Here is a 13,704-nt window from a genome sequence, read left to right as displayed (position 1 = left end):
CTTTCGCGGCGCCCCGACTTGCCCCGCGAATGGGCCGCCACGCGGCCCAAGGATCTCAGCTGTAACCTTGGTCTGCCAGCCAGCGTATCAACATCCGCTGATGCTCTGCTGACAGTGTGCTCATAACTGCCTTGGGTTCTCGACCAGCCAGCAAGTCATTCACCACCGGCGCGAGCTCCACCCCCTGCAAATGCCACACCCCCAACGGCTGATCCACCGTCACCACCACCTCAGCCTCGTCCACCCACCCCTCACGCAACACCGGCCGCCGCGCCACCCGCACCGCCGCCCAGTCCGCCGCCAGATGCAACGGCTGCGCATCCGGCCAAACCCGACGGCGTTCCCAGAATGGCTGCCCTGCGCGTTCAAGCTCCTGCCCGTAGAAATCCCGCCCGATGCGGGCAAAGCGCAAAAACAGCTGCTCAATCCGCTGCTGATGGAACTGCCTGGCCAGTGCCGCACGCTCAGGCCGGCGCAGCAAGGTATTGATCACCACCGGTGCCTGCAACGCCGAGGACAGCGACTGGAAAATCCCGTTCCCCGACAATGGGTCAACCGCCATCGCCGCATCGCCCACCCGCAGCCAGTCATCCCCGACACAATCGCCCGCGAGGATCGCCGTGCTGCTGCGGGCATGCACCTGCGCAGGTTCCAGCGCACGCGCATCGAACAACTCGGCCACCAGCGCCGACGCACGTCGACGTGCGGCGCAATATTCAGGCAACGCGGCCTTGCCCGGCAGGCCCTCGGCGTCCAGTGTGACCTGCCAGTAGCAACGGCCATCGGCAAGCCTGGCCATCCACGCCCAGCCATCGTCCAGGCTTTCCACCGCCGACGCCGGCTCGCCAGGTGCCGACTGCCAGAGGTTGAGCAGGCTGAGCGTTTCCGGGCCACGCAAGCGGTCTGCCGCCAACGGCGCCTGACGGCCGCGCGCTTCGACCAGGAAGTCGCCCTGCAGCAGCTGCCCGTCACCCAGCCGTACCTGGTAGCCCTCGGCACGGGAAACTTCGCGCACACGCCCTTCCACCAGCGTTACGCCTGCCCGGTTCAGGTCATCGCGCAAGGCACGGTCGAAACGCTGGCGGTCGAGCAGGTATTCCTGATTGAGTTGCAGGTGCTGGCCATTCCAGCGCACCTGGCGCGTCGCTGGCACCGCCGCCTCGGCCAAGGCGCCGCCAAGGCCGGCATGACGCAACCCTTCCAGCACCCGCTGCGAAACCCCTTCCACGGCGGCAAACCGTCGCCAATCGGAGACGACGATGACCCGGTAGCCCAGCCGGCGCAGGCCCAACGCGGTAGCCGCGCCGGCAGGCCCGGCGCCCAGTACCAGAATGCGCGGTTCAGGCATCGGCCACACCTCGACGCTCCGGGCCGCTGAACGCGGCGTGGGCCTGCAGCCAGGCATAGACCTGTTGCCGGTCCAGGCCAGGCTGCTGCTGCAACAGCGTCGCAATCCGCCCGCTCACCGCCGCACAGCCAAGACTCGCTCCGGCCCGGCCGCGCTCGCCGACATGGCCACCGAAGTCGGCCTGGGCACTGCCGAGCCACGACCATTGCCCTGGCGCGCAACGGGCATCGCCGGTGATGCGGATGACCCCCGGATACGCAGCCGGGTACACTGCACTGCCCTGCGCCGGGCTGGACGCGCACAGCAGCACCCCGGCCTGCTGCACCTCGGCACAGGCCTGGCGCAACACGGCCCGGTCCTGCTGCAAGCCAAGGCTGAGATTGATCATCGTCACACCCTGCTCAGCCAGCCAGAACAACCCGGCGGCAACCTGCAAGGCGCTGGTGCTGCCTTGTTCGGTAAATACCTGGGCGAGCAACAGCGGCAGTTCGCCGGCCTCGGCTTGCAGGCTGGCCAACACGGCGCTGCCATGGCCGAGCCGGTCAGGTTGCAGCTCACCCTCGCACAGCACCCCCTCGTCCAGCCAGAAGCTTCGCGCCGCGACCAATGCCTGCGATGGTGCACAACCACTGTCAATCACCCCGACCCGGAACTCAGCGACCATGCTTGATCACCTCCTGGGGCAGAACGCGCAGTTGCCCACCTTGCAGATGCAGGTGCAGGTCGGCATCGGCCAGGGTCGATGCGCGGTGGCTGATCAAGATCCGCGTGCGCCCGGCGAACAATTCGTCGATGGCGGCAATCACTTCGCGTTCGGTGGCTTCGTCCACCGCCGAGGTCGCCTCGTCGAGCACCAGGATCGAAGGCGCCTGCAGCACCGCCCGGGCGATGGCGATGCGCTGTTTCTGCCCGCCGGAAAGCTGCTGGCCGCGCTCGCCGAGCAGCCCGTCCAGGCCCAGCGGCAAGCTCTCGACCAGGCTGTCGAGGTGAGCCAGTCGAACCACCCGTTCCAGCTCCTCACGGCTGGCCTGTGGTGCACCATAGGCAAGGTTCTGCGCCAGGGTGCCGCGGAACAGCACGATGTCCTGGCTGACCACCGCGATGCGCTGGCGCACGGCGGCCAGATCAAGCTCGCGCAGGTCGGCGCCATCAAGCAGGATGCGCCCGGCATCCGGGTCGTAGAAGCGCTGCAGCAGGTCGATCAGGGTCGATTTGCCGACGCCGGAGGCGCCGCTGATGGCGACTTTCAGGCCACCGGGGATGCAGGCGTCGACCTGCGCCAGTACCGCCCCCTGGCGCCCGTCATGGGCAAAGCTCACGCCTTCCAGGCGCAACTCGCCCGGCCCTTGCGGCATGGGCCTGGGCGATTCAGCCTCGCGCACTGCCACGGTTTCCTGCTTGAGCTCCATCACCCGGCCCAGGCTTACCGCCATGCGCTGCACCGCCACGTACAGGCCCAACAGGCTTTGCACCGGGCCGACCGCCATGCCCATGTAGGTTGAAAACGCGATAAGCGCGCCAAGCTGCCAGGTGCCCTGGATCACCCACCAGCCACCTACCAGGAACGCGCAAGCGCGGCACCAGGAGGTCAAGGTGCCGGGGATCGCCTGGGTGAAGAACTCGGTCACCTGCACCTTCAGCAGCTGGCGCATGTAGCCCTGCCCCAGCTGGTCCAGGCGCCCGGCTTCACGGTTCTGCTGGCCGGCGGCCTGGATGAACTTCATGGCCGGCAAAGTCTCGACCAGGAACGACGACACGTCGGCCGAACGCTCGCGCAGGTTGCGTACCTCGCGCTCGACCTTGCGCCGCATCCAGCGCAGCCACAGCACTTCGATGGGGATCAACAGTGCCAGCAGCAACGACAGTTGCCAGGACAGCATCAGCATCAGCGCCACCGCGCCGACCAGGCCAATCATCGCCGACACCGCCGAAAACAGCGAGTCCACGGCAAAACGCTGGATCTCGGCAACATCGCCGTCGAGCCGCGAGAGGATGTCGCCGGTACGCCGACGCCCGTAGAAGGTCGGCGACAGCTGCTGCAGATGGCGGTACAGGTCATCGCGCAGGGCAAACAGAATGCGCCCCGACAGGCGCGTGTGCAGGTAGCGGTTGACGCCCGCCAGCACGGTGCCCAGCAGGCCGGCGCCGATCATGATCGCCGCCATGTGCCAGAGGGTCTGGTAATCCTTGGCCAGCAGGCCCTCGTCGATCAGCGTCTTGACCAGCCAGGGCTGTACCAGGGCCAGCAGCGAAGCGCCGAAGGACAAGCCCAGCAGCACGCCGATGGCCCGTTGATGGGGGCGGACGAAACCATACAGCCAGGCCAGGGCCTGGCGCATGAGCAGAGGGTTGCTGGATTCCACCAGCCTGGCGAACAGGTTACCCATGTCAGCCGCGCAACTGCTTGAGCTTGCGGTACAGCGTTGCCCGGCTGATACCCAGCGCTTCAGCGGCAGCCGAAACATTGCCCTGATGGCGAGCCAGGGCGCCACGAATCAATTCCAGTTCGTTGTCCTTGAGGCTGCCGGAAGGCGTCGTGCCGCTGGCCAGCTCTTCCAGCAGGCAATCGGTCAGGTGGTCGAGGGTCAGCACCTGCTCACCGTCCTCGCGCATGGCCAGTGCGGTGCGCACGACCATTTCCAGCTGGCGGATGTTGCCCGGCCAGTCGAAGCCTTCGAGCAACGCCGCCAGGGCCGGGTCGAGGCTTACGCCCTTGGCGCCGGACTTGTCCAGCAACCCCTCGATGATGCTCGCCAGGTCATCGCGCTCGCGCAGCGCCGGCAGGCGCAGGGACACGCCGTTGACCCGGTAGTACAGGTCTTCGCGAAAATGCTGCTCCTGCACCAGGCGCTTGAGGTCGCGATGGGTGGCGCAGATCAGCGCCACGTCAATGTCCTGCTCGTCGCCCGCGCCCAGCGGCGCCACCCGGCGCTCCTGCAGCACGCGCAACAGCCGGGCCTGCAGGGCCAGCGGCATGTCACCAATCTCGTCGAGGAACAGCGTGCCACCCTGGGCCTGCATCAGCCGCCCGACCATGCCGCCGCGGCGCGAGCCGGTGAAGGCACCCTCGCGGTAGCCGAACAGTTCGGACTCGATCAGCCCCTCGGGAATCGCCGCGCAGTTGACCGCAACGAACGGTTTGTCGGCACGCGGGCTGGCCTGGTGCAGGGCACGGGCCACCACTTCCTTGCCGGTGCCGGTCTCGCCCAGCAGCAACACTGGCAAGCCATTGCCCAGGCCTTGGCGGGCCATGCGCAGGTTGCGCGCCAGCCGCGCATCACCGCCGGCCAGGGCATCCAGCGCGGGGGATTTGTTGGGCGCTGCCGGTCTGGCCTGCGCCGCGCTGCCATTGAGCGGGCTGTGCCGTGGCAACTGCAGTGCACGGAAGAAGAATTCGCCCTTGGCCGTCTGCACGGTGCTCACACCCCCCTGCCACAGGCGGGCGATGAAGGCGGGTGAACGCTCACCCAACAGGTCGCTGCTGCGGCGCCCGATCAGGCCCTGGCGTGGCACCTGCAGCAATTGGCAGGCGTTGTCGTTGGCGGCCAGCACCTCGCCGTCCAGGCTCAGGGCCAGCAGGCCGTGCCAGGCACTGTTGAGGTATTGCGGGCGGCTGTGGAAGGCCAGCACCAGTTGCTCAGGGTGGCACAGGCCGAACATGCGGCTTTCGATATTGCCAGCCGCCAGCATCAGCATGGTCAGGCTGTCCTGGGGCTGGGCCATGACCCCTTCGCGGGTGATGTCGAGCACGCCGATCACTTCGCCGCGCGGGTCGCGCAGCGGTACCGAAGTACAAGAGAACGGGCTGAGGCGGTCCAGATAATGCTCGCCGCAGTTGATCAGTGTCGGCCGGCCTTCGACCACGGCGGTGCCAATGGCATTGGTGCCACGCAGCGATTCGCTCCAGCAGCTGCCGGGGTGCAGGTCGCGCAGACCTTCGCGTTCCAGTACGTGCTTCTGCCCTTCGATGGCCAGCACGTTGGCCTGGGCATCGCCGAGGATGATGATGCCGGCCTTGCCCTGGCGTGAGACCAGGTAGTCCAGCTCTGGGGTGACGGCGTCCACCAGCAGGCGGTTGCGTTCCAGCAGGGTACGCAGGTCGTGGCCTTGCTGCAGCCCCAGGCCGACCTGTTCGCCTTGCAGGCAATCCAGGCCATGGCCAAGGCTGCGGCGCCAGGAAGCGTCGATTTCATCGCGCAGCATGCCCATCGGCAGCTCGCCTTCGCTGGCCAGACGCAGGCGGGCCTGGCGGGATTCATGCAGCGGGTCTTGGGCGTTTGTTATGGGGAATTGTCGCGCCATGGTTTGCTCCAGCTGTGGCCCTTGGGATCAGGGCTACGGGCTTGGTATTTTTTTCCGCAGTGTGCGGGAGAATTTGGTGGGCGTCGAGGTGCATGGCTTGAGGGGGTGTCACCTGTGAGATCGAGCGCCGCCCGCGCGGCGCATCGCGGATAAATCCGCTCCTACATCTGTTGCAACGTGGCCATGCCTGACAGGCCATGGTTGTCAGCCTTCTCTGTAGGGCTCAAGTCATGCGCCAGGGCGGGCAACCATGGCGTGACAGGTTCGGTACGTTGCAACAGATGTAGGAGCGGATTTATCCGCGATGCGCCGCGCGGGCGGCGCTCGATCTCACAGGCAATGCATCGCTCAAGGCCTGCACTCCCAACCCCACAACTAACCCCAATGCTGGGGAACACCGCCCACCAAAAATCCTCCCAAAGCCATCACCCTCACCCCTGAAACCCAAGCCCCACAAGGCCTCCAGCCAAACATGAAAAATTTGGCACGGCTGTTGCCCTAGTCCTCCCAGACGCCCCAAGTCCATGGGCCCGTTAGCAGGAGGAACTGACTCATGCTCCGACCGATACCCAACCCGCTGGCAGTGGCGATCGTCGCCGGCCTGTTCCAGCTCCCGGCGCAGGCAGCGCTGTACGCCGTCGACACTGGGCCCTATACACCTGAAAACGGTCACTACGCCGCCTGGTACCAGGATTCCCATGGCCGCACCCTTGACCTGTGCCTGTCCAAGGCCGTGAGTTCACGCGTCGCCGGCGCCCCCGGCGCACCGTCGTACATGTGCACCCTTTTGCCTGCCCCAGGCATTTTCGACGACACCAAACCCTTGGTCTTCCCGACCAACTGGCCGGATGAATCCTTCTGGTTCACCGCCGATGCAGCCATCAACGACGTCGCCAGGGGGGTCAACCTGACCTACGTCAGCGCACTCGAAGCCGCGTTCGGCGGTGGCGACCCGGCAGAAAACGACCAGATCAGTTTTGCCCGCGTGCGGATCCGCGTCGACGTGCCCGTGGCCGGCACCTACGTGGTCACCCACCCCTACGGCGTCGAGGTGTTCGATGTACCCGCCGCCGGGCGCCGCGCGATCAACATGACCCGCGACATCGGCATCGGCTCTGCCGGCACCTTTACCGGCGCACTGAAGGGCGATGTCGGGCCGTTCCTGCGCAGCGTCAACGGCCCCTACACCGAAGGCAGCGAGAAATTCATCGGTGACCCCAACCTCAACGAGCGCGTCACCGGCAGCCCGTTCAACACCAACTTCGTACGCATCGAAGGCCCTAACGGCATCGACCTGCGGACCGACCTGTTCGCCGTTTCCGGCAAGCTCTCCGAAGTGGTCCGGCCCACCCCTTTGATCCCGCTGCGCAGCACCTACTCGCGGCACACCGAAAACGGCGACCTGCGCGCCCAGCAGGATGTGTTCGTGCTGGCCCCTCCACCGCCCGGCAGCGCTACCCTGACCAGCCAGACCCCTAACCTGCCACTGACCGAAGCCAACGGCACCGGCACCTGGTATGCCCAGTCCGCGCTCAACCCGGCACTGCCGACCAGCATGCTGGTCAGCGCCGACAACAGCGTGGCCATCCCCACCAGCAGCGTCACCACCGCCAGCTTGGCGCTCACCGACCTGGTCACCATCACCAAGGCCGAATACAGCCTGGCCAACGCCACCCTCACCGTGATTGCCACCAGCAGCGACGAAACCAACCCGCCTGCCATGACAGCCCGCACCGGCAACGGCACCTTCATCGGCAATTTCACCGGCGACGGCGCCCAGAAAAACCTGGTAGCCAACTTGTCGCCCGTTCCGCCGGCCAAGGTGCAGGTCACCAGCGCCAATGGCGGTAGCGACATCGAAGACGTGGTGCTGGTGCCATGAACAGACAAAGGCTTGGCCTTCAAGGAGGCAGCATGAACACTTGGCAACGCCGTGCGCTGTTGGCCGCCGGTTTCTCCCTCACCCTCAGCAGTGCGGCCTGGGCCGCCCTGTCCGACGTCGACCCGGGCCCCTACACCTTCGCTACCGGCGGTTTCCCGCTGTGGTACAAGGACAGTGACGGCCTGTCACTGGAACTGTGCCGCTCGCACGCCGTCAGTACCCTGGTCGCTGGCGCACCAGGGGCACCGGCCTACATGTGCACCCTGCTGCCAGAGCCGGGCGTCTTCGACGATACCCTGCCCCTGGTGTTCCCTGACAACTGGCCTTCAGAAATGTTCTGGTTCCTGGCGGAAACCAGTATTCCTGCGGTTGGTAACAGCGGCTATGAGCTCGACGCCTATGTGGCTGGCATAGAAGCGGCATTCGCTGGCGGCAACCCGGTCGATGGCGACCAGCAGAGCTTTGCCCGTATCCGTATCCGCGTCTCGGTCCCGCGTGCCGGTACCTACACCATCACCCACCCCTATGGCGTGGAGACGGTCAACGTCACCACACCCGGGCGCCGGGCGATCAACATCACCCGTGACATCGGTATCGGCGCGCCAGGCAACTTCACCGGGGCGCTCAATGGTGCAATCGGCCCCTTCGTCCAGGGCTTGGGCGCACCCTATACCGCAGTGAACCCGGACACCGGCACCACTGACACCTTCATCGGCGACCCCAACCGGCCAGAAGCGATCAAGGGCAGCCCGTTCGGCACCAACTTCATTCGCATCGACGGCCCGCCCGGGCGCATCGAGACCAACCTGTTCACCGTCTCCGGCAAGGTGCTCGACCAGCGCCCACAGTTGCCGGCGTCGCTGGAGCGGGCAACCTACTCACGCAATGGCAGCGGCACCCGGGTGGAAGTGTTCGCCAAGGCCCCGACAGGCTCCAGCGTCTGCTTCCGTAATGGCCTGGCCCTGGTCGGCACGCCACCATCGCCTTGCCAGTTCAGCATGCTCACGGACAACAACGGGCTGTTCTTCAGCCAGCAACTGAGCCAGGTGGCGCCGCCGCCGGTCGTGGTGGTAACGGCCAGCAGCAGCGACATCAACACCCAGCCAACCGCCATTTCGAGCAAGCTGTCCGATGTGGTCAAAGTCAGCACCGCACGCTACGAGTGGGCCAACAAGCGGCTGACCATCGAAGCGCGCTCCAGCGACGAAGTGGTGATCCCGGACATGGTCGCCCAGGGCTACGGTCGCCTGTCCAAGTCCGGCACCCTGCAGACCCTCACCCTCAATGACGTCAGCCAGCCACCGGCCACCGTCACCGTCAAGTCGAGCCATGGCGGCGTAGATGTGGAGCCAGTGGTCGTCGTCGGCACGGCGCCGGTCGAGGCCGCCAACCAGCCGCCGGTAGCCCAGGCCGATGTCGGCAGCACCAGCGTGGGCGTGCCGTTGACCATGAACCTGCTGCTCAACGACAGCGACCCGGACGGCAACGTGCCACTGAGCATCACCGACGTGACCCAACCGGCTACCGGCCAGGGCAGCGTGGTACTCAACGGCAGCACCGCCGTGACCTACACCCCGCCGCCAGGCGCCACGCAACCGGTGGTGGCCACCTTCACCTACCGGGCGATGGACGCCAAGGGCCTGAAGTCGCAGCCGGCCACCGTGACCGTCAACGTCGCGCCCAACCAGGCACCGACCGCCAACCCGGAAACCGTGACCACCCTGGCCGCGCCGCTGACCATCAACGTGCTGACCAACGACACCGACCCAGAAGGGAACGTGCCGCTGACCGTCACCAACCTTACCCAGCCTGCAGCCGGCCGCGGCACGGTGAGCACCGATGGCACCACGGTCAGCTACACCCCTCCGGCCACGGTGACGACGGCCTTCACCACCACCTTCACCTACCAGGCGCGTGACTCCCTCGGTGCGGTATCCGCCCCGGCCACCGTCACGGTCAACGTGCAGCCACGGCCTGCCGCCGGCGAGACCTTCACGGTCACCGCCGCCACCGTCCTGGCCCGCTCGAACAACCGTTACAACTGGGATGTCAGCGGTACCTCGTCGGTGACCACCGGCAACACCGTCACCGTGCGGGTCACCACCACCACCGGCGTGCAGACCCTCGGCACCACCACGGTACCGGTGACCGGCCGCTGGCGCCTGACGGTGAGCAACAGCACCACGATCGTCCCGACGGCCGCACCAACCGCCACCGTGACGAGCAGCCAAGGCAGTACCCGTACCGTCAACGTGACTGTGCAGTAAGGCCAGGAGAACGCCATGAAGCGCCTGTATCCACTGCTGCTGAGCCTGGCCCTGGCGGGCCAGGCCGGGGCCGATGATCTGATGGACAACGCCGACCTTGCGCCCGGCAGCGACCTCGGTGAACCGGTGATCATCCGCCTGCTGCCGGCCGGTGCCGGTCAGGCGGCGGTGATCGAGCAGCAAGGCAACGGCAACCGCGCCGCCCTCGACCAGAACGGCCAGGCCCTGCTGGGGCGCATCGTCCAGGCCGGGGGCGCGCAGGAGGCGTACATCCTGCAGGAAGGAAGTGACCTGATGGCCAACATCAGCCAACAGGGATATGGCAACAGCGCTGCGATCCGCCAGAGCGGCACCAGCAACAGCGCCAGCATCGAGCAGATCGGCAACAACAACAGCGCCAGTATCGAGCAGGCCGGCACAGGCCTGAGCAGTTCAGTGACCCAAGCCGGCAATGGCCAGCGTGTTCAGATCACCCAATACCGATAGACCTGGAGGCACCACCATGTTCAAGCTCGCTCCCCTAAGCGCCGCTATCGTCCTGGCCCTGGCCGGCCAGGTCATGGCAGACGACAGCACCTCGAACCAGTCGCAGACCGGTAACCAGAACATCGCCGAGGTGCAGCAGACGGTTGCGCCGTTCGCCGCGGCCACCCAGACCCAGACCGGCAAGGGCCACAATCACCTGGCGGTGCAGGAAAACAGCACCAGCACCATCAACCAGACCGCCAGTGGTTCGTACAACGCCGCTTACGGCGAGCAGCTGTTCGAAAATGGCAGCCAGATCACCCAGCAGGCCGCTGGTTCGTACAACGACGCCTTCGCCAGCCAGTCGGTGGGCGAGAACAACCAGTCGCTGCAGAACCAGCAAGGCAGCGAAAACCGCTCGACCGTATGGCAGGACACCCAGACCAACAGCCAGGCCATCACCACCCAGAGCGGCCAGCGCAACGAAGCCTTCGTCGAGCAGCTGTTCGGCGGCAGCAACAACCGCGCCAACATCACCCAGGATGGCCAGGACAACTACGCTGCCTCCGAGCACATCCTGCACAACGACGGCTACGTGCAGATCTACCAGCAAGGCAAGCAGAACTTCGCCTACGGTGACCAGCGCGACGGCAACGGCGGCACGATTTCCATCGACCAGTACGGCACTGGCAGCTCGGTGGAAGTCTGGCAGGACACCCAGACCGGCAGCCACGCCACGGTCAACCAGACCGGCCAGACCAACGAAGGCTACATCGACCAGAGCTTCGGCAAGGACAACGTCGCCAACCTGTATCAGCAAGGCCAGTCCAACGCCAGCTGGTCGGATCAGTTCGAGACCAACAATTCGAACACCACCGTCTCGCAAAGTGGCAAGAACAACAGCAACTTCAGCTACCAGACCGGTGACAACCAGAGCCTGACCATCAACAGCAAGGGCACCGGCAACAAGGTCCTGGCCAGCAACTGGAAAGGCGACAAGATGGGTGGCCAGTTCGGCAAGAACCAGACCGCCAACATCAACCAGAACGGTACCAACAACAGTGCCAACCTGACCCAGAACGGTGAGTACCAACTGGCCACGCTGAGCCAGAAAGGCACCGGCAACACCATGGAGACCAAGCAGGCCGACAGCTACAACGAGCTGTACTTCGAGCAGAACGGCACCGACAACAGCCTCATCGCCGACCAGCGCGGCACCGACAACTACGCCTTCGGCTCGTCCACCGGCAGTGGCAACAGCATCAACCTGGACCAGTCCGGCTACGCCAACCAGAGCTACACCACTCAGCTGTACGGCAGCGGCAACAGCGCCACCATCAAGCAGGCTGACAGCGCCAACGTCGCCTACGTGACCCAGGGCGGCAACAACAACGCTGCCATCGTCAACCAGAGCGGCGCCTACCAGAGCGCCACCATCAGCCAGATGGGCAACGGCAACACGGCCACCGCTACCCAACGCTAATCGGCTCCCCCCTTGAACCGCGGCGTCTCCTCTCCCTGGCGTCGCGGTTCCTTTTTATCTCCCTCCTCCTAGCCTGACATCGACGCCAAGCCTTGCCCGGCTCCCACAATGACCGTGCTCGCCTTACAATGCATGACTCCCCACATCACGCCGTTGCCCCATGATCCAGTCCGACCTCGACCTGTTCGGCCCCCAGCCGCAACGCCTGGCCAGCCACACCGTGCTGCTGCCAGGCTTTGCCCTGGCCGGCATCGAGCCACTGCTCGACGCCCTGCGCCCGGTACTTCGCGCCGCGCCGTTCCGGCACATGCAGACACCGGGCGGCCTGAACATGGCGGTGGCGTTGACCAACTGCGGTTCGCTGGGTTGGGTCAGTGATGCCAAGGGCTATCGCTACAGCCCCACCGACCCGGTCAGCGGCCAACCCTGGCCAGCCCTGCCCCAGGTCCTGCTCGAGCTGGCGGGCCGCGCAGCGGCGACGGCTGGTTTCGAGGGTTTCGTGCCGGATGCCTGCCTGGTCAACCATTACCTGCCCGGCACCCGCCTGAGCCTGCACCAGGACCGCGACGAGCAGGACTTCGACCAGCCGATCGTGTCGGTTTCACTGGGGTTGCCGGCGGTGTTCCTGTTGGGCGGATTGCAGCGGTCGGACCGGACTCAGCGGGTTCCGTTGAGCCATGGGGATGTGCTGGTGTGGGGTGGTGAAGACAGGCTGCGCTTTCATGGGGTGTTGCCGATCAAGCCGGGTGTGCATCCACGAATGGGCGAGCGGCGGATCAACCTGACCTTGCGTAAGGCGGGGTGATTCAAGGGTTCGACGATGGATTTGCAGAGCCCGCAAGATCGAGCGCCGCCCGCGCGGCGCATCGCGGATAAATCCGCTCCTACATCTGTTTCGGGCCAATCAATTCTGTGAGTTCACCGCTGTCCGCCTTGTTGGTGCGGCTCTAGCCATGCGCCAAGGCAGGCAACCATGGCGCAACAGGTTCGGTACGTTGCAACAAATGTAGGAGCGGATTTATCCGCGATGCGCCGCGCGGGCGGCGCTCGATCTCACAGGCACCAGAAACCTCAAGCCAATCACCAAAGCCCATCACTGCGGCTGGTTCTGGCTCAGGAACTTGTCCACCTCAGCCTTGCCCTCCCCCGGATCCCCCGCCACCTGCCACAGGTGCCGTTCGATCCCTTGGGCCAGCAAATGCCCCACCGCCGCCTCGATCGCCGACAGCACACACAGCTGCGCCGGTTCGTTGGTGGTGTAGCCCACCTCGGCTTCCAGCAACTTCTTGAACTCGATGAACTTGAACACCCCGGCATTGCGGCCGATCGAGTAGATGGTCTTGCTGGTCATCACGTTGGCCAGCACCTGCCCGGTGCGTACGTCCACCGCGCGCAGGTTGACCGTGACCTGGTCGACCCGGTACTCGCGGGAGATGTCGACGCCGAGGTAACGGGCGCCCTCGCCGCCACTGCGCACGTTGGTGTCATAGGCGATGATGCCGCCTTCAAGCATCAGGTTGGCGGCCTGCAGCGGTGGCAGCTCGCTCATGATGTTCTCGGGCACGTCGGGCTTCTTCTGCGAAGCACGGATGATCTTGCGTTCGGTCAGCAGGTTCTGCAGGCCCTCGCGCTCCAGCACCACGAACCAGCCGCTGGCATTCAGGGCATCCATCAGCATGCTCGCCGCGCCTTGGGTGACGCTGGTGGAGAACGAGCTGGCCGGGGTCGGCTTGTACTGCCCGGTCTGGTCGCGGAAGCCATACACCACGGCCATCAAGCGGCCTTTCGGGCGCGGCATGTTGATCAGGTCGTAGTAGGTCGAAGCCCGTGGCGTCAGGGTCGGGGTTTCCGTGTCCTGTTCGGCCGGCATCGGCTCGCGCAGGCCGCAGCCGTGCAGGCCGGCAAGCGAGGCGACAATCAGTAAAGTGCTCAGCAGACGTTTCATGGTGCTCTCTCC

10 protein-coding genes are annotated in these 13,704 nt (G+C 65.7%); 5 read left to right on the top strand and 5 right to left on the bottom strand.

The features are described 5' to 3' along the window. Positions 1-55: 55 nt before the first annotated feature. The 4 genes from ACIPZ5_RS10295 to ACIPZ5_RS10280 are packed head-to-tail and all read right to left on the bottom strand — an operon-like array spanning position 56 to position 5,650. A complete protein-coding gene (locus ACIPZ5_RS10295; RefSeq protein ID WP_400808292.1) occupies positions 56-1,348 on the bottom strand; it encodes an NAD(P)/FAD-dependent oxidoreductase in 1,293 nt (430 codons plus the stop codon). Continuing rightward, positions 1,341-2,012, bottom strand: coding sequence for a S8 family serine peptidase (locus ACIPZ5_RS10290; RefSeq protein ID WP_400808289.1), 672 nt, complete (start codon positions 2,010-2,012; stop codon positions 1,341-1,343). The genes ACIPZ5_RS10295 and ACIPZ5_RS10290 overlap by 8 nt, the downstream gene beginning before the upstream one ends. Continuing rightward, positions 2,002-3,735 (bottom strand): ABC transporter ATP-binding protein, encoded by a 1,734-nt coding sequence (locus tag ACIPZ5_RS10285; RefSeq protein ID WP_400808286.1) that lies wholly within the window; start codon positions 3,733-3,735, stop codon positions 2,002-2,004. The genes ACIPZ5_RS10290 and ACIPZ5_RS10285 overlap by 11 nt, the downstream gene beginning before the upstream one ends. A gap of 1 nt (position 3,736) precedes the next feature. Continuing rightward, the gene (locus tag ACIPZ5_RS10280) at positions 3,737-5,650 is read right to left on the bottom strand and encodes a sigma-54-dependent Fis family transcriptional regulator (protein WP_400808284.1); all 1,914 of its coding nucleotides are present in this window, start codon (positions 5,648-5,650) and stop codon (positions 3,737-3,739) included. 553 nt (positions 5,651-6,203) lie between these two features. Here ACIPZ5_RS10280 and ACIPZ5_RS10275 point away from each other — a divergent pair. The 5 genes from ACIPZ5_RS10275 (at position 6,204) to alkB (ending at position 12,552) form a co-directional block, all read left to right on the top strand. After that, the gene (locus ACIPZ5_RS10275) at positions 6,204-7,532 is read left to right on the top strand and encodes a hypothetical protein (RefSeq protein ID WP_400808281.1); all 1,329 of its coding nucleotides are present in this window, start codon (positions 6,204-6,206) and stop codon (positions 7,530-7,532) included. Between the two features lie 32 nt (positions 7,533-7,564). Further along, entirely contained in the window at positions 7,565-9,799 is a 2,235-nt protein-coding gene (locus tag ACIPZ5_RS10270) for an Ig-like domain-containing protein (RefSeq protein WP_400808279.1), read from the top strand. A 15-nt stretch (positions 9,800-9,814) separates the two neighbouring features. Next, positions 9,815-10,285: a curlin gene (locus ACIPZ5_RS10265; RefSeq protein ID WP_400808276.1), complete on the top strand. Its 471-nt coding sequence runs from the start codon at positions 9,815-9,817 to the stop codon at positions 10,283-10,285. Positions 10,286-10,301: 16 nt separating this feature from the next. Further along, positions 10,302-11,747, top strand: a complete 1,446-nt coding sequence (locus ACIPZ5_RS10260; protein ID WP_400808273.1) for a curlin — start codon at positions 10,302-10,304, stop codon at positions 11,745-11,747. A 160-nt stretch (positions 11,748-11,907) separates the two neighbouring features. After that, positions 11,908-12,552 (top strand): DNA oxidative demethylase AlkB, encoded by a 645-nt coding sequence (gene alkB, locus ACIPZ5_RS10255; RefSeq protein WP_400808271.1) that lies wholly within the window; start codon positions 11,908-11,910, stop codon positions 12,550-12,552. Between the two features lie 288 nt (positions 12,553-12,840). Here alkB and ACIPZ5_RS10250 read toward each other — a convergent pair whose 3' ends face one another. Further along, complete coding sequence (locus tag ACIPZ5_RS10250; protein ID WP_313712173.1) at positions 12,841-13,692, bottom strand: CsgG/HfaB family protein; 852 nt, start codon at positions 13,690-13,692, stop codon at positions 12,841-12,843. Between the last annotated feature and the right edge of the window lie 12 nt (positions 13,693-13,704).

The organism is Pseudomonas sp. NPDC089428, assembly GCF_044749325.1.
Classification (GTDB): domain Bacteria; phylum Pseudomonadota; class Gammaproteobacteria; order Pseudomonadales; family Pseudomonadaceae; genus Aquipseudomonas.
Note: the sequence above shows the minus strand (reverse complement) of the source record. Positions and strands in the feature narration are given on the sequence as shown.